We start from the raw sequence: 16,172 nt of genomic DNA on the forward strand, positions 1-16,172 counted from the left end.
GGTTATTCCCCCTCTTTTGCGGTATGCTGGCGCTGTGCCTCCAGCGAACTATATTCCCATACAATCTCCGTCCGCAATCCCCCGAGCTCTGATTGACTGAACACCAGCTGCGATTGATCACCGAATTGGTGAATCATCCGCTGATTCGTATTCCAGAAGCCATAGCCCATATCATCCTGCAGCGGCTGCCTCATACTGCGGTTAAGCGCGGAAAGCTGCTCTTCGGTCAAGCCGGGACCGTCGTCGTCAATCGAAAGCCTGCAGCGGCCTTCCGACAATACGCCGGTAATTCGGATTTCCCCGGACGAATAGCTTTTTCCAACCCCGTGAATAACAGCGTTCTCAACGATCGGCTGAAGCATCAATCGCGGAACATGCTGCTTCAGCATTTCCTCGGAAATATCGATCCGGTAATGAATGCGTCCGTTGCGCAGCTTCTGAATGTCCAAATAATTAATGATGAGCTGAACCTCCTCCTGCAGCGATGCAGTCGGCCGTTCCAGACGAGTCATATACCGGTAATACGCGCTTAAGTTATGCCCCATGGAGACGACGGCGGCTTCATCCTTCATTTGCGCCATATTTATCATATAACCGATGCAGTTATACAAGAAATGCGGATTGATTTGCGCCTGCAGCTGCTTCAATGTCGCCTCGCGGGCCCGCAGCTTCTCATTCAGCACATTCTCGATCAAGCTCTGAATTTGCTTCGACATATCATTGAACCGGTAAAATAAAAACGCAAATTCATTATTGACATTGGAATCGATCTGCACGGTAAAATCGCCCCGCTGTACACTTTGCAAGCCGCGAATCAGCCTCCGGATCGGCCGCTGAACATTGCGGTACAGCAGCACGGAAGAAGAAATACCGACAATAAAAAGCAGCGCCATCGCCAAATAAAATAAATTGCGGCTGAAGGAGATCGGCCCTACGATCTGATCAAGCGGCACGATGTCCACCAGCTGCCAGTCCAAAGAAAGCGATTTCACAGAACTGATGAGATAACGCTTGCGGTCCAGCTCGACCACTTCCTGCATCGTATCGCCCAGGTCTTTCGATTCGAGAAAGCGGACTAGCTCCTCCGACAGAGGCCCGTCGGCGCTGCGGTTCAAGATTGGCGTGACGCCCTTGCGGTACAGCAGCGGATCGCCTTGGCCGCCGGCCTTATAGGTGTCCAGCATGTTCTGAATATTTTCCGGGTAAAAGCTGGCTTGTACGACCAAATCACTGCCTTTCAGCGTTTGCTGTCCGAAGGAATCGGTGTAGAACCAATGAAAGGCTTGCGGTTCTCCAGGCCCGACTGGTCTTCCGTCGCCGTATGACCATTTGCCCGTTACATTCCGCGTTAAATACTCCTCGTCATACTCCACCATGCTGCTCGCATTCGAAATCGCTGCTTTGTTCAGCTGCGAATACACCGTGAAATGGACCGGCCAGATGTTCATCACCCCGGACTGGAGCATCATCTTTTCTTGAATGATGTATCTCGTCTGCATTTTGTCATAGCGGTCGTCCCAAATGTTCAATCCGTTGAATTTGCGGACGTTGGGATCCCTGGAGAAGGTCACAACGAAATCCATCGTCTGATTGACACGCGAGTCGATCTGGCTGGACAAGAACGATAGCTGCTTAATATTCGAAGCTTTGAGTTCCTTGTCGATAACATGAATCGAGACCTGATTGGAATACGTGAAAAATAAAATAATCGGAATGAACAATAGAATGATTAATCCGTTCATTTTCGCAAAAAGACTCATTCTGGAGCCTCGCTTGATTCGGAATATGCTTATGAATCTGCCTCGCATCGATCATCTTCCCCCCGGTCATATCCCTAACAAAACACTATCAATCCTAACATTGTCTTATAGTTGGGTCATCCTGCGTGTTGTTATTATATATAGCAGGGCTTCACCCCATATACAAATGAAAAATATAGAAAGGAAGAAAACGATGGACCCAATTACTTCGCCAGATGTCAAGCTCACGGCTGTCCGTGGAGCAAAAAAGAGAAAAGGCTACAGCGTACCGTGGATTTTGCATCTGATGGTGCTGCCAGCCGTGCTGTCCGTTTTCGTTTTTTCCTATATACCGATGACGGGCGTCGTTATGGCCTTTCAGGACTACAAAGCCTCACTAGGCATTACCGGCTCTCCGTTCGTCGGCTTGAAGCATTTTCAATACATGTTCGAGAACAACTATTTCATGAAAATCACCTTGAACACGCTGTTGTTCGCCTGCTCCAAGATCATCCTGAACTTGATCGTACCTTTCGGCTTCGCTCTATTGTTGAACGAAGTTCGGAAAATGGGATTCAAACGGTCCATTCAGACGCTTGTCTACCTGCCGCACTTTCTGTCCTGGGTTACGCTCGGGGGCATTCTGATCGATTTGCTGGCACAGACCGGCATTATCAACCAGTTTCTAACGAACGTGTTCGGTATCAAACCGATTTTTTTCCTTGGCGACGGAACTTGGTTCCGGCTGACGATTATTTTCAGCGATGTGTGGAAGGAATTTGGCTTCAATACGATTATTTTCCTGGCGGCGCTTGCCGGCATTAATCCTGCGCTGTACGAAGCCGCTGAAGTCGACGGGGCAACCCGGCTGAAGCAAACGATTCATATTACGATTCCTTCACTTATTCCGATTCTGATCGTCGTAGCGACACTCGCGCTGGGCAATGTGCTTAACGCAAACTTCGACCAAGTGTTCAACCTGTACAGCCCGATGATTTACCAGCAAGGCGACATCATCGACACCTTCGTCTACCGGGAAGGCTTGCTAAGCGGACAGTTCAGCTTCGCAACTGCCGTCAGCCTGTTCAAATCGATGATCAGCCTCATACTCATCGTCGTATCGTACCGGCTTGCCTATAAATTCGCTGGCTACCGCATTTTCTAGTTCGATTGAACGATTGAAAGGATGACCGTCCATGTATCATAAAACGCTGCCCTACCGCCTGTTTAGCGTGTTCAACTATACGCTTCTCGCTATCATCTCCATCGGCTGCATGCTGCCGCTTTACCATTTGCTGATGGTTTCCTTCAGCGATACGGCCCCTGCCAACGCCGGGCTCGTTACGTTCTGGCCGATTGGCTTCACACTCGATGCGTACGCCAAGACGTTCGAGAACGTCAACTTTCTCACTTCGCTTTGGGTATCCGTCAAGCGTACCGTCCTCGGCACGGCAATGGCTCTGGCCGTCAATGCTCTTGCCGCCTACGCCTTGTCCAAGGACAACCGCGTGTTTCGCGGCCGCAACGTCTACCTGTGGTATTTCGTCGTGACGATGCTGTTCAATGTCGGCCTCATTCCGGGCTACATTCTCATACTGAAACTTGGCCTGCTAAACAATCTTCTTGCCTTAATATTGCCGGGACTCGTAACTGTCTACAACATCATTCTGCTGCTCAACTTTTTCCGTACGGTACCGAAGGAGCTGGAAGAAGCGACCTTTATGGATGGCGCCGGTTTTTTCCGCAGCTTTATTTCGATCTACCTGCCCATCTCGCTGCCGGCTATTGCAACGATCGCCTTGTTTACGATGGTCGGACACTGGAATGCGTATTTCGACGGGCTTATTTATATGAAGGGAGCCGAAAATCTCCCGCTCGCCAGCTTCATGCAGACGCTGATTGTGCAAGGCAGCACCACCGGCTTCGACCCGGCCGTCATCGCCAACATGTCGCAGCGGACGCTTCGCGCTTCGCAGATCTTCATCGGCGCGCTGCCGATTCTGATCGTCTATCCGTTTCTGCAGCGTTTCTTCGTCAAAGGCATCGTTATCGGTGCGGTCAAGGAATAGCGAATGCGATTTCAATTATCTATAGGGGCTGTCTCCGGTAAATGCCGGAGCAGCTCTTTTTCATATGAGGCAATAATGACAATGGCATTTTACAATGGCAAAAATAAAGCCAAAGGCAGGCCAACCCGAGCTCCGGGTTGGCCTTGTTGCCTCTAGCTATAGTTGATTGACTTACTTCTCCAGCCGGAACGGGAGGCGGGTATTCGTACTGCTATTCGGACCAACGAAAGCGATAAATTCACCTGCGTCGCTCTCATGCGAAAGATCGGAGTGATAATAGCGCAACTGCTCCTCTTGGAGAACAAATTGGATTTCTGCACTCTCTCCCGGCTGCAGGTTGACTTGACGGAAAGCCTTCAGTTCCTTTACTGGACGAACGACCTCCCCCGACATATCTCGCACATACAGCTGTACCGTCTCTACTCCAGCGACTGCGCCTTTATTCGTCACCTTAACGGTCAGCTTGATCGGTGCTTCTTCGGTGATCACAGAAGAAGATAGCGAAGCCTCTCCGTACTCAAACTCGGAATAGCTGAGCCCGAAGCCAAACGGCAGCAGCGGCTCATTCGGAATGTCCAGGTACTGCGATACATAACGGACTTGCGCGTCTGGCGCACCTTGAGGGCGCCCTGTATTGAAGGCGTTATAGTAGACTGGAACTTGACCTACGCTGTAAGGGAATGACATCGTCAATCTGCCGCTCGGATTAGCTTCCCCAAGCAGCAGTTCAGCCACTGCGTTGCCGGCTTCGGAGCCCGGATACCAAGCTTCCAGAATTGCATCCGCTTCCTCATATACGCCGTGCAGATCGAGAGGACGTCCGTTGAACAACACAACCACAATCGGCTTATTCAATGCACGAAGCTCGCGCAGCAGCTCCAGCTGAACCTGCGGCAGACGAATATCTGCACGGCATGCTGCCTCTCCATTCATATCCGTATGCTCGCCAAGCGCCAGAACGATCGTCTCCGCATCACGTGCAGCCGCCAACGCTTCTTGCAGCTGCGCCTTTGTAGCACTCTCAATGCCGCAGCCCTCGGCGATAACAAGCTTTGCTTTCTCGCCCAGCTTGCTGCCAAGCCCCTCGGCAAGCGTAACCGCAGCCTCCTTAGAGCCTGTCCAGGACCACGGTCCAAGCACGTCATGATTGGAGGCAAAAGGACCGATTAACGCGATCTTGCGATCGCGGCTAAGCGGCAGGACACCTTCATTTTTCAACAGCACACAGGATTTCACCGCCAGCTCACGGGCAGCTTGTCGATGCGCGTCACTGAATACGATCTCCCGCTCCCGTTCCGGATCGGCTGCACGGTAAGGATTATCGAACAGACCCAGCTTCTGCTTCAATTGCAGAATACGCAGCACGGCTTCGTCGATAAGCGGCTCTTCCACTTCTTTGCGCTCCACAAGCTCAGCTAAGTGATGGACATAACAGGCAGTCATCATCTCGATATCGACACCGGCCCGGATCGCTTTGTAAGCCGCTTCCGATTCATCGGCAGCAATGCCATGGGCAATCAGCTCCTTCACCGCGCCCCAGTCGGAAATAAGTACGCCATTGAAGCCCCATTCCTCCCGCAGCAGCTTTCGCATCAGCTTCTGGTTTCCGGTTGCCGGAATGCCGTCCACCGTATTGAAGGAAGTCATCACCATCTCGCAGCCTTCATCCAGCGCCGCCTTATAGGCCGGCAAATAAAATTCACGAAGCTGACGATCCGACAAGTCCACCGTGTTATAGTCCCGGCCGGCTTCCGCAGCGCCATATGCGGCGAAATGCTTGACGCAGGCGGCTACGCGATCATAATCGCCCGACAGGTCTTGTCCTTGAAAACCGCGAACGAAAGCTCTGGCAAATTCAGCATTCAAATAAGGGTCTTCCCCCGTCGACTCAACGACGCGGCCCCAGCGGGGATCGCGGACAAGATCGACCATTGGCGCATACGTTACATGTACACCAGACACCGAAGCTTCCCTAGCCGCGATTTCCGCGCTTTTCTCTGCCAGCTCCATATCCCATGAGCAGCCAATCGCCAGCGGAACCGGAAATATTGTCTTGAAGCCGTGAACGATATCAGCCATCATCAACAGCGGAATGCCTAGACGGTTATGGCTTAAATGCGTACGCTGCATATCGATAACATCCTGTGCGCCGGCCATGCCGAGCACGGAGCCCGAGTTGTGCACGGTATCCTGTGTAATGCCAAGGGAGTCCATCGGACCTGTAATTTGCCCTTCGCCGCCTGCGCCTTCATAGAAAGGAACGGCCAGCTGAATCAGCTGTGCAACCTTCTCATCCAGCGTCATTTGCCGGATTAAGTCATTTAATTTTAAGTCAGTATTCGATTGCTCGGCGGATTGTGAATTTGAAGTAGTCAGGTCACTCGCAACCTCTCTATACATAGTATAAATGGTTCATCGAAACGTTTCGATTCCATTTGATTCCGATTATAATTGGCGATTCAATCCCCTGTCAATCGGATTAATTCAAGTGGAAACAGGTTATTTTCAAGGTTGTAGGCTTGTTTATTTTCGGTTATAGTTAAAATCTAAACGTTTCACCGACTAGGTTAGAGGAGCGAATCTATTGGTTAGTATTAAGGATATTGCCAAACGGGCCGGCGTCTCTATCTCTACGGTTTCCTATGCCCTTAACGGCAACGACAAGGTTACGAAAGAGACCGCCGCGAAAATATTGCAGGCCGCCGAAGAGTTGAATTACGTGCCCCATGCAGCAGCCAGATTGCTGAAGACAAAAAAATCAAACATGATCGGCATCTTTCTGACCGATTTCGAAGGCAACTTTTACGGAAACTTGCTGCAAGGAGTTAAAGAATACGTCAGCGCCAAAGGCTATGATCTGCTCGTATGCAGCGGCCCGCAATCGCGGCGCCTGATCTCCGAGCGGATGATTGACGGTGCGATCATTCTTGATGCGACGTTCTCCGACGAGGAGCTGCTTCAATACGCCAATAACGGCCACAAGGCTGTCGTGCTGGACCGGGAATTGCAGCATCCGCATATCAATCAAGTGCTGCTTGATAATAAAGCCGGCGCAACGCTAGCAATCGAGCATTTGATCGAGCAGGGACATGACAACATTTACGCTGTTGCCGGACCTGCCGGCTCCTACGATGCTCTTCAGCGCATGCGCGCTGTGAATCAAGCCGTCGAACGCGTTCCCGGCGTGGCGTTCACTGTCATTCCCGGAGATTTTACTAAATCGTCGGGCGAAGCTGCCGCGCAGCGAATCGCAGCGGAATATACCCGGCCTGCAGCCGTCTTCTGTCTCAACGACGAAATGGCAATCGGTATGTACCGTTATATTCGGAACCATACGGATCTCATCATAGGCGAGCATATACATATCATCGGCTTCGATAATACCGAGCTGGCCCAGTTTGTAGAGCCGCGGCTCGCTACAATTGATTATTCGATGCGCAAATGGGGAGCGCTCGCCTCCGAGCAGCTAATCAAAATGCTGGCGGACGAGCCTGTTGAGAACGAGCGGGTATATGTGGCTTTGGTGCAAGGAGCTTCCGTAACCGCAACAACTGCTACATAAATTCAATAAGGGCACTAAGCCGCAGCAACGTCTAACCTGACTTCAAGTTACATATGTGGTATGAATGGGTTAAGACCCTGCGAGGGTCTTAACCCATGAGCGGATAGCATAATTGCCACGGTTAAGACCCTGTCAGGGTCTTATACGAATCAAACAGCTCACTTTTCGGGGCTTTTTCTGCCAGTGTGGATGGGTTAAGACCCTGCGAGGGTCTTAACTCATGAGCGGACAGCATAATTGCCACGGTTAAGACCCTGTCAGGGTCTTATGCTAATAAAACAGCTCAATTTCCGGGGCTTTTTCTGCCAGTGTGGATGGGTTAAGACCCTGCGAGGGTCTTAACTCATGAGCGGACAGCACAATTGACACGGTTAAGACCCTGTCAGGGTCTTATGCGAATCAAACAGCTCATTTCCGAGGCTTTTTCTGCCAGTGTGGATGGATTAAGACCCTGCGAGGGTCTTAACTCATGAGCGGAAAGCACAATTGATTCGTATAAGACCCTGTCAGGGTCTTATACGAATCAAACAGCTCACTTTTCGGGGCTTTTTCTGTCAGTGTGGAAGGGTTAAGACCATATACAAATGGAATAACTGCTGCGAGTGACTGATTCAAACGGTTCAGACAATCGCCATCTTCACCTGTCTAATATAGAAGAAGCGGACGATAAAGAAATAGATCACTTGAACGACAAAGAATAGACCAAGAACGAGCACGGATTCCTTCAACAGCGAATATTGAAACATGTTGGACAGTGTAGTAAGTGCTACAGCCCCATGTAACAGAGCAACAACAATTGGCGCAAAGAAAAGCAATATCATTTGCCGGTTCAATATTTTCGTAAGCTCTTTTTCACTCAGACCCATCTTGGAAACGGCTTTGAACTTCCTTCTATCATCATCCAAGTCGCTGTACAGCCGGAAATAGAGAAAGCTGCCTGCGGAGACAAAAAACACGATGCCGATAAATAAGCCGATGAACAATATTGGACCAAATTGCTGATCTAGAACAGAATTTTGATATTCAAGGGCAAGGAACTCGTAGCTGTCCGAATATGGAAAGCTATTAGACAGCTTTTCTCCCGCCGCTATGGATTGCTTTTGCCCAAGCGCCCCGTGCCATGCATAGTAGTGTTTCTCTTGTACAGGCACTCCGAGCTTTGCATATTGATCATCTGATACAACGAAGTAGCCGTTCATACCGTGAACCGCTGACGACACAACCGCTTGATTGGCTTCAATGACAACATCAGGCTGCAAGGCTACAGGCTGGTTAAGCATGGATTGACCCGTTCGTGATAGTCCAAAATCAACAACTGCCGCTTTTCCGCCGGAGAGCGTAATCCCCTTCATCTCCATGAGTTTCATCATCTCGTTGTAGTCCGACAATTGAACGACTGCAATCGTTTTATCGCTATTGTAGGCCTTGTAGTAACCAAGTTTAAGGAACGCTTGTTCAGTTGCAAGATTCGCCTCTTTAAGCGTGCGGTCAATCTGCTCTAAATTTTTCTGCTCATGACTATAGCCATTCGTGGTCGTGTAGGTAAATAAATAAGGATTATCCTTGACATTGTGGCCGCCAATCATCGATTGGAATCCGTATAACGTGCCTATCGAGCAAAACGAAACCGTAGAAATAATAGCAACCAGAAAAAACGAACGTGCATTGTCCTTCATACGATAGGCAAGATCGGAAAAAAGCAGCATATTTGTGTTCAGCCAAAAAATCGATTCCATCCTTTTCAGCTTCCGAATCGTATAGACGCTAAGCTGCGTAAAGAGCAGATAGGTGCCGATGCATACCATAATAACGACGGGAACTAGTAAAAACAGAGCTTCTAAGCCTTCGGCCCGCAAGCTAAGAAAGTAACTCGTTCCGAGCAAAATAGGCACTAGCCAAACTAGTAACACGGAGGACTTAGGCTCACTCTTTGCCTGCTTGTCGCCATTTAACAGCGTAATTAGCTTTCCACTCTGCAGTACAGCCGAAATAAAAAAGGAAATCAAAATAAATAGCAGCAAGAATGAAAGCAAGGTCAGAACAATGGCCTTGTAGGGAATATAAAAAGCCAGCTTTTCGTTGACGGCAAGGAAGTTTTCTCCTGCAAGCAGTATAACCTTGGCAAATACAAGCCCCAGAGCAATTCCGCCTATTGTAGCGGATAAACCAATCATCATATTTTCCAAAAAAATCATCAGACGAAGCTGTACCGTGGTCATGCCCTGCATCATCATGAGTCCAAATTCTCTTTTTCGCGATTGCAGAAATGTCCCCATGGAGTAAAGAACAAAAAAGAATGAGAAGACATAAATGATCCACTTGGATACAGAAAGGGCTAACGTCACGCTTTGATTATCCAGCCCGCTAAGTTCAGGATGATAGGCAAAGATCGAAAAAGTAAAAAAAGCCATGACCGTAAATAGACTGCTTAGGAAATAACCCGCATAAAGCCTTTTATTCCGGGAGACGTTACGGAACGCGAATTGACGAAACGTCATTGTGATGTCCCCCTAACAGCGAGAGTGTATCGATAATTTTCTGGAAAAAAGCTTGGCGGTTATCCCCCCGGTGTATTTCCGAATAGAACCTGCCGTCTTTAATGAAGACAACACGCTTGCAATAGCTGGCTGCCACCGCGTCATGCGTAACCAGCATCATCGTCGCTCGCTGCTCCAGGTTAATTCTCTCCAGCAATTCCATAACATCCTTCGCCGATTTGGAGTCCAAATTGCCAGTTGGCTCATCAGCGAGAAGCAGCTTCGGAGAATGAATCATCGCTCTGGCAACAGCAGCCCGCTGAGCCTGCCCTCCGGATATTTCATAGAGCCGTTTGTTCATAATCCCGGTAATCCCTAGCTTGTCTGCTATCGTTTTTACCTTTTGCTTCATATCACTGACCTTGTTCCCGTCCAGCGTCAGCGGCAGCACAATATTTTCTTCAACCGTTAAGGTATGGAGCAGGTTAAAATCTTGAAAAACAAATCCAAGCTCACGGCGACGGAATATGGCCAGTTCATTTTTGCTCAGCTTGCCCGTCGTCTTGCCATCATATAGAATCTCTCCGGTTGTCGGTTCGTCAATGGTAGCAATCAGGTTGAGCAGCGTCGTTTTCCCGCTTCCGGACGGCCCCATAATACCAACAAATTCACCGTCATCAATCGTCAAATCAATATCAGTCAAAGCCCGATAAGCGACTTTTCCATCATATACTTTACTAACCCGTCTTACTTGCAGCATATTTCCGATCTCCTTTCACAAGGCAAACAATTATTCTGTGATCAGTATACTGCAGACGATTGGCCGCTAACTATCGATTTGGCTTTCACTTTTATTACACGCTTGTAAGCTTTCGATAGGATGCAAAAACAATCCGCACCTGTGTACCGGCACCTTCCTCGGACGTCAGCTCGATTCGGTGTCCAAGACGGTCAGCCGCCTCCTTCGTCAAATAAAGCCCCATGCCAGTGGACTCACGCGTGCTGCGCCCGTTCTGTCCGGTAAAAAAGGGGTCGAACACCCGCTTAATGTCGGCAGCAGGGATTCCGATTCCCCGGTCCATAACCTCAATAACGGCTTCGTTTCCGCGCAAATAGAAGGAAACAACAACCTTCTTCCCTTCTACATCTGTACCGGCTGAGTATTTAATAGCATTGATAACAAGCTGAGACAGCATGAAAAACAGCCATTTCTCATCCGTCTCGACCGTGATCTCTGACGTATAGCCTTGAACCTCAGGGTATATCCGGTTGCGGATAAATAATCGTTTGTTATCGTGAATAACGGCGCTGACAATTTGCGACAGCACGACTGGCTTGACATGAAAATCTTGTTCAAAGGCGCGAAGCCGGGACATATAAAGAACCGTGTTCAAGCCTAAGCGCATTCTCTCCAGCTCCTCACGTATGCTGGCAAACTCAGGCTCGTCTATATTTTGCACCGTGAGATCAATGACCGACAACGGCGTTTTCATCTGATGCACCCACTGGTCCATGAAAATCAGATGCTCCTCCTGCTGTTTCTTGAGCGTGTAAAGCTGCTGCTCATAATGGCGGTACTGGCTATGCATTAGCTTCTGAAGCGCCACGGAGACGGGAGCATGCTCGCGCTGCTGAATGGAAGCATCAAACGATTCGAGAGGCTGGCTAAGGCGGAGGTAATAATGCTTGCGGCTGAAAAACTGATATACCAGATATCCGCATAAAATGAAAAAAGCAATAAATATAGAATATAAAACGGTTAGCAGCTCACGATAGCCGTCCATCCAATAAATCGAAACGATAAAGCCTAATTGCACAAGCTGGACGACAAGCAGCAAGGCGTGTTCTCGCAGAAACAATTTCACTCGCAGTTCTCCTTCGCCCAAGTGACGTTGAGCCGGTAGCCCATTCCTCTAACCGTCACTAAAGCATCCTCAATGCCCAGCTCCTGAAACTTCTTTCTCACACGTGTAATGTTCACATTGATCGTATTCTCATCGACATAGGTTTGATCATCCCACAGCTTCTCCAGCAAAGCCTCCCTGCTGGCAACCCGCGGATAGCGCTCGATCAGGCTTTCTACAATGTCGGACTCTTTTTTCGTAAGCGGTATAACAGTATCCCCAAGCTTCAGCTCCTGTCTTTCGGGATAAAGAATAAGCCCCTCCTGCTCAAGAACCCGCTCGCTGTTTCTGGCTGCATACTCTCCATAAGCACGCCGAAGCTGGCTTTGAATTTTGGCTACTACAATCCCGGCGTGAAACGGCTTCGTAATATAATCGTCGCCCCCGTTCTCAAGCGCCATAATCTGATCCATCTCACCATCACGGGCAGAGATGAAAAGCACCGGACATATCGAGGCGTTGCGAATTTGCCTGCACCAGTAATAGCCGTCATAGCTAGGCAAATTTACGTCCAGAAGCACCAAATCCGGCTTTGCGGCATTGAACTCCTCTAGCACATGCTGGAAATCATTGACTCGTATTCCTTCATAGCCGTACTTTTCTATTGTAGACAGCAGAAGCTCCGTGATTTTCGGATCATCCTCTACGATCAGTATCTTATGCATGTCATACTCTCTCCTTCTAGCGGTTGCCCTTCCGTTGAACGCTATTTCGACAAAGACGGCCGAATATCCTGTTCGCAGCCGGACACAGCAAAAAAACGCTTGGCTGTGCCAAGCGCTTCGCATTCTTCAAGTGACGATTGAGCCTCCGTTGACGAAAATGATTTGCCCCGACACATAAGAGGAGTCGTCGGAGGCAAGCCATACATATGCGGGAGCGAGCTCAAACGGCTGGCCCGGCCGCCGCATCGGCACTTCCGTTCCGAAGGTTCTTGTCTCCTCTGCCGTAAAAGCAGATGGAATGAGCGGCGTCCAAATAGGCCCCGGCGCCACCGCATTGACCCGAATACCGCTGGCAGCAAGCGACAGGGACAAGGAACGGGTAAACGATACGATAGCCCCCTTTGTAGCCGTATAATCAATCATGTTCGCCATTCCGGAATACGCGGTATCCGACGATGTATTGACGATCGTGCTTCCGGCCTGCAAATGGGGCAAGGCAGCTTTCACCATGGAGAAAAAAGAAATAATGTTCGTTTGGAACGTATTCATCAACTGCTCCTGCGTAATATCCATGATGCTAGGCTGGTGAAACTGTACGCCATGATTATTGACAAGAATATTAAGCCGTCCAAAATGCTTGATCGTCAATGCCACAACACTGCTGCATGCCTCTTCCAGGCGCAAATCAGCAGCGATGACTACGCAGCGCCGTCCCAGCTTCTCGATCATTAGCTTTGTTTCTGCCGCATCCTGATGCTCGTCGAGATAAGGAATAACGAGATCCGCACCTTCCTTGGCAAATGCAATGGCGACAGCTCTGCCGATTCCGCTGTCCCCGCCCGTTACAATCGCTACCTTATCCTTCAGCTTGCCGCTGCCGATATAGGCCGGATTATCCGATATTGGACGAGGATTCATGACATACTCATAGCCGGGATGTCTATTCTGATGCTGCGGCGGAAACACAACTGGAACATCCGTGCAGTGCCGCTCCCAGCCGATATAGGGATAGACAGGAAAAGGCATGATCTCATTCCCCTTTCACACTCGACTTCAGATCTATTGTATTTTCCTGTCTAGTTTTCATGCGGATAATTGCAGCATACGGATTTAATTTTCATTACTCTTTTGCGTAACCCATTACTTTCCCTAAAATATTGGTCACAGGCAGCGTGCCAAACAATCTGCTGTCGAAGCTTCTTGACCAGTTATCCCCGATTACGTAAATAGCATCATTGGGAATTAGAGTTTCCTTTAGCTTGAAATCAAACGTATTTTTATACGAATTTAAGCACTCTTTTTCGCATTTACTTCCGGGAGCCTTTTTTATCATTTTTAAAAATTCCTTCTTATGTAAACCTCCAGTGAGTGATTTTCCATAGAAGGTTTTCAATTTCTCATTGTTAGTATAGATTTGCCCTTTCTTAATACGCAATTTTTCGTTAGGAAGAGCAATAATGCGAGCTATATTGTTTTGAGGATGATCGGATTTATAATCTGCCGGAGTTTCAAAATAAATCACATCCCCTCTCTTTAAATCATGTGTTTGATAATAGTTTGGATCGATGACAAGGTCTCCATTATCAAATGATAAATATTCTGTTTTAGACAATTGCATCGAGTCAGACTCATTATTGAGTAAATACATCCCCTCCTTTAACTCCGTGTATGATGGATATTCAAATAACTCCGTGTATGACGGGTATTCAAATTCCACTTTTTCCTGTTCGTTCTGACAGCCTGCAATGATTACACTCAGGATAAGAATAATAAAAAGATACCTAGTATATACAAGCCTCATCACTCTATCCCCCCTTCCAAAAGTGGTAATATCTACTATTTTAACATCTCTGTATAAAAGCACAAAAGGCCCTCCTTCAAGCAATCTATTTGCTTGAAGGAGGACCTTTTATCAGATTAGCTTCACTTCGATCAGACTACTATGCCCCAAACTGCGATTCATAAAGCTTGCTGTAGAAGCCGCCCTTCGTAAGCAGCTCCTGATGTTTGCCTTGCTCGGTTATGCCCTTCTCCGTCACAACGACGATACGGTCGGCGTTTTTGACCGTTGCCAGCCGGTGCGCGATAACGAGAGTCGTTCTTCCCTCAGACAACTCGGCAAGCGATTGTTGAATCGCCTTCTCCGTCTCGGTGTCAAGCGCGGAGGTTGCTTCGTCCAGAATGAGAATCGGAGGATTCTTCAGGAACATCCGGGCAATAGCAAGCCGCTGCTTCTGGCCGCCGGACAGCTTAACGCCCCGTTCCCCAATAATGGTCTGCATCCCGTCCGGCTGCGAGCGAATGAACGTATCCAGTTGAGCCCGGCGTGCCGCTTCCCAAATATCCGCTTCCTTCGCTTTGAGATCGCCATAGGCAATATTTTCGAAAATCGTTCCCGTAAACAAGAACACATCCTGCTGCACGATGCCGATCTGTTCCCGAAGCGAGGCCAGCGTCATCTGGGCTGTATCGATACCGTCTATCGCAATTGTTCCGGACTCTGGCTCATAGAAACGGGGCAGCAAGCTGCAAAGCGTCGTTTTCCCCGCGCCGGAAGGGCCGACAAACGCAATAGTCTCACCCGCGCTTATCGACAGATCGATAGACTTCAATATTTTGGCTTTATTCTCATACCCGAATGTAACCCCGCTGTAACGAATATCGCCCCGCAGAGGGCCTGCATCCCGAGCTCCCGGCGCATCGGCAACGTCCGGCTCTGTCTCCAGCAGCTCCAGATAGCTCTTAAAGCCCGCCATTCCTCTCGGATAGCTTTCAATGACCGAATTAATTTTGTTAATCGGCCCCAAGAATACATTAGACAACAACAGAAATCCGACAAAATCTCCGCTCGTCATCTGGCCGTCAATAACAAACCAGGTGCCGCAGACGAGAACGAACAAAATAACCATCCGCATCAGAAAATAACTGATCGAAACATTTTGCGCCTGAATTTTATAAGATATAAATTTCGTCTGACGGTATTGTTCGTTGTTTGCCGCAAAACGGGCCGACTCATGCGCTTCATTCGTAAACGCCTGCACGACACGAATGCCGCCGACACTGTCTTCCACTCTTGCGTTAATTTCCCCGACATCCTTGAACATCTTCTGGAAGGCGCGAATCATCTTGCGATTGAAGTAGAGCGATAAATAAATCAGGCCCGGAATAATGACAACGGAGAGCAATGCCAGCTTCCAGTTGATCATAAGCATCAGGATAAATGCGCCGATGAGCGTCATAGCCGCAATAAATAAATCCTCCGGGCCATGATGCGCCAACTCGCCGATCTCCATCAGATTGTTGGTCATCCGGGTCATGAGATGCCCCGTCTTGTTATTGTCAAAGAAACGGAACGACAGCTTCTGCACATGATTAAACAGCTTTTTGCGCATATCCGTCTCAATGTTAATCCCCAGCTTATGCCCCCAGTACGTCACCACATATTGCAGCACACTATTTAGCGCATAGATCGAAAGAAGGCCGAGACAAGCCCATAGAATCATATTCCAGTTGCCGCTAGGCAGCAGCTTATCTACGAATTGATTAACGGCAAGCGGGAAGCCAAGCTCCAGCAGGGCAGCAAATACCGCACAGCAGAAATCGATTAGAAATAATGTTTTATACGGCTTATAGTAAGCAAAAAACTTATAGATCACGTAAAAATACTCCCTCCATTACCATCATACAAACGTAATAAATGACGTTTCCTGCACAGAGCGGCAGAGGCCGCTTGACATAAGCGGCCTCTGCTGCGCT

General features: G+C 48.8%; 12 protein-coding genes. 3 read left to right on the forward strand and 9 right to left on the reverse strand.

Annotated elements, in window-relative coordinates; translation table 11 throughout:
* Nucleotides 1-2: 2 nt before the first annotated feature.
* Nucleotides 3-1,760, reverse strand: a complete 1,758-nt coding sequence (locus ACFVVF_RS08895) for a sensor histidine kinase (protein WP_387807318.1) — start codon at nucleotides 1,758-1,760, stop codon at nucleotides 3-5.
* 193 nt (nucleotides 1,761-1,953) lie between these two features.
* Here ACFVVF_RS08895 and ACFVVF_RS08900 point away from each other — a divergent pair, with 193 nt between their 5' ends.
* Together ACFVVF_RS08900 and ACFVVF_RS08905 are read left to right on the forward strand one after the other, a co-directional pair.
* A complete protein-coding gene (locus ACFVVF_RS08900) occupies nucleotides 1,954-2,904 on the forward strand; it encodes an ABC transporter permease (protein ID WP_387807321.1) in 951 nt (316 codons plus the stop codon).
* Between the two features lie 31 nt (nucleotides 2,905-2,935).
* A complete protein-coding gene (locus ACFVVF_RS08905) occupies nucleotides 2,936-3,808 on the forward strand; it encodes a carbohydrate ABC transporter permease (protein ID WP_387807324.1) in 873 nt (290 codons plus the stop codon).
* Nucleotides 3,809-3,979: 171 nt separating this feature from the next.
* Here the strand turns inward: ACFVVF_RS08905 and ACFVVF_RS08910 are convergent, their stop codons facing one another.
* Nucleotides 3,980-6,112, reverse strand: a complete 2,133-nt coding sequence (locus tag ACFVVF_RS08910; protein WP_387808949.1) for a glycoside hydrolase family 3 N-terminal domain-containing protein — start codon at nucleotides 6,110-6,112, stop codon at nucleotides 3,980-3,982.
* Nucleotides 6,113-6,392: 280 nt separating this feature from the next.
* On the opposite strand from ACFVVF_RS08910, the gene ACFVVF_RS08915 reads away from it, so the two are divergent.
* Nucleotides 6,393-7,370: a LacI family DNA-binding transcriptional regulator gene (locus tag ACFVVF_RS08915; RefSeq protein WP_387807327.1), complete on the forward strand. Its 978-nt coding sequence runs from the start codon at nucleotides 6,393-6,395 to the stop codon at nucleotides 7,368-7,370.
* Between the two features lie 620 nt (nucleotides 7,371-7,990).
* On the opposite strand, the gene ACFVVF_RS08920 is transcribed toward ACFVVF_RS08915, so the two are convergent.
* From ACFVVF_RS08920 to ACFVVF_RS08950, 7 genes are all read right to left on the reverse strand, one after another.
* Nucleotides 7,991-9,868, reverse strand: a complete 1,878-nt coding sequence (locus tag ACFVVF_RS08920; protein WP_387807330.1) for an FtsX-like permease family protein — start codon at nucleotides 9,866-9,868, stop codon at nucleotides 7,991-7,993.
* Nucleotides 9,840-10,607, reverse strand: a complete 768-nt coding sequence (locus ACFVVF_RS08925) for an ABC transporter ATP-binding protein (protein ID WP_387807333.1) — start codon at nucleotides 10,605-10,607, stop codon at nucleotides 9,840-9,842. The genes ACFVVF_RS08920 and ACFVVF_RS08925 overlap by 29 nt, the downstream gene beginning before the upstream one ends.
* A 94-nt stretch (nucleotides 10,608-10,701) precedes the next feature.
* Nucleotides 10,702-11,712, reverse strand: a complete 1,011-nt coding sequence (locus ACFVVF_RS08930; protein WP_387807336.1) for a sensor histidine kinase — start codon at nucleotides 11,710-11,712, stop codon at nucleotides 10,702-10,704.
* The gene (locus ACFVVF_RS08935) at nucleotides 11,709-12,416 is read right to left on the reverse strand and encodes a response regulator transcription factor (protein ID WP_387807339.1); all 708 of its coding nucleotides are present in this window, start codon (nucleotides 12,414-12,416) and stop codon (nucleotides 11,709-11,711) included. The genes ACFVVF_RS08930 and ACFVVF_RS08935 overlap by 4 nt, the downstream gene beginning before the upstream one ends.
* A gap of 126 nt (nucleotides 12,417-12,542) precedes the next feature.
* The gene (locus tag ACFVVF_RS08940) at nucleotides 12,543-13,442 is read right to left on the reverse strand and encodes an SDR family oxidoreductase (protein ID WP_387807342.1); all 900 of its coding nucleotides are present in this window, start codon (nucleotides 13,440-13,442) and stop codon (nucleotides 12,543-12,545) included.
* Between the two features lie 94 nt (nucleotides 13,443-13,536).
* Nucleotides 13,537-14,280, reverse strand: a complete 744-nt coding sequence (lepB, locus tag ACFVVF_RS08945) for a signal peptidase I (RefSeq protein ID WP_387807345.1) — start codon at nucleotides 14,278-14,280, stop codon at nucleotides 13,537-13,539.
* A 76-nt stretch (nucleotides 14,281-14,356) separates the two neighbouring features.
* Nucleotides 14,357-16,072, reverse strand: a complete 1,716-nt coding sequence (locus ACFVVF_RS08950) for an ABC transporter ATP-binding protein (protein WP_387807348.1) — start codon at nucleotides 16,070-16,072, stop codon at nucleotides 14,357-14,359.
* Nucleotides 16,073-16,172 lie beyond the last annotated feature (100 nt).

The sequence above is a fragment of the Paenibacillus sp. NPDC058174 genome, assembly GCF_042883865.1.
Classification (GTDB): domain Bacteria; phylum Bacillota; class Bacilli; order Paenibacillales; family Paenibacillaceae; genus Pristimantibacillus.

Bases quoted from the DNA above. Each gene is read 5' to 3' on its own strand.
- ACFVVF_RS08895 (WP_387807318.1), bottom strand. From the start codon at position 1,760: ATGAGTCTTTTTGCGAAAATGAACGGATTAATCATTCTATTGTTCATT.
- ACFVVF_RS08900 (WP_387807321.1), top strand. From the start codon at position 1,954: ATGGACCCAATTACTTCGCCAGATGTCAAGCTCACGGCTGTCCGTGGA.
- ACFVVF_RS08905 (WP_387807324.1), top strand. From the start codon at position 2,936: ATGTATCATAAAACGCTGCCCTACCGCCTGTTTAGCGTGTTCAACTAT.
- ACFVVF_RS08910 (WP_387808949.1), bottom strand. From the start codon at position 6,112: ATGACGCTGGATGAGAAGGTTGCACAGCTGATTCAGCTGGCCGTTCCT.
- ACFVVF_RS08920 (WP_387807330.1), bottom strand. From the start codon at position 9,868: ATGACGTTTCGTCAATTCGCGTTCCGTAACGTCTCCCGGAATAAAAGG.
- ACFVVF_RS08925 (WP_387807333.1), bottom strand. From the start codon at position 10,607: ATGCTGCAAGTAAGACGGGTTAGTAAAGTATATGATGGAAAAGTCGCT.
- ACFVVF_RS08935 (WP_387807339.1), bottom strand. From the start codon at position 12,416: ATGCATAAGATACTGATCGTAGAGGATGATCCGAAAATCACGGAGCTT.
- ACFVVF_RS08940 (WP_387807342.1), bottom strand. From the start codon at position 13,442: ATGCCTTTTCCTGTCTATCCCTATATCGGCTGGGAGCGGCACTGCACG.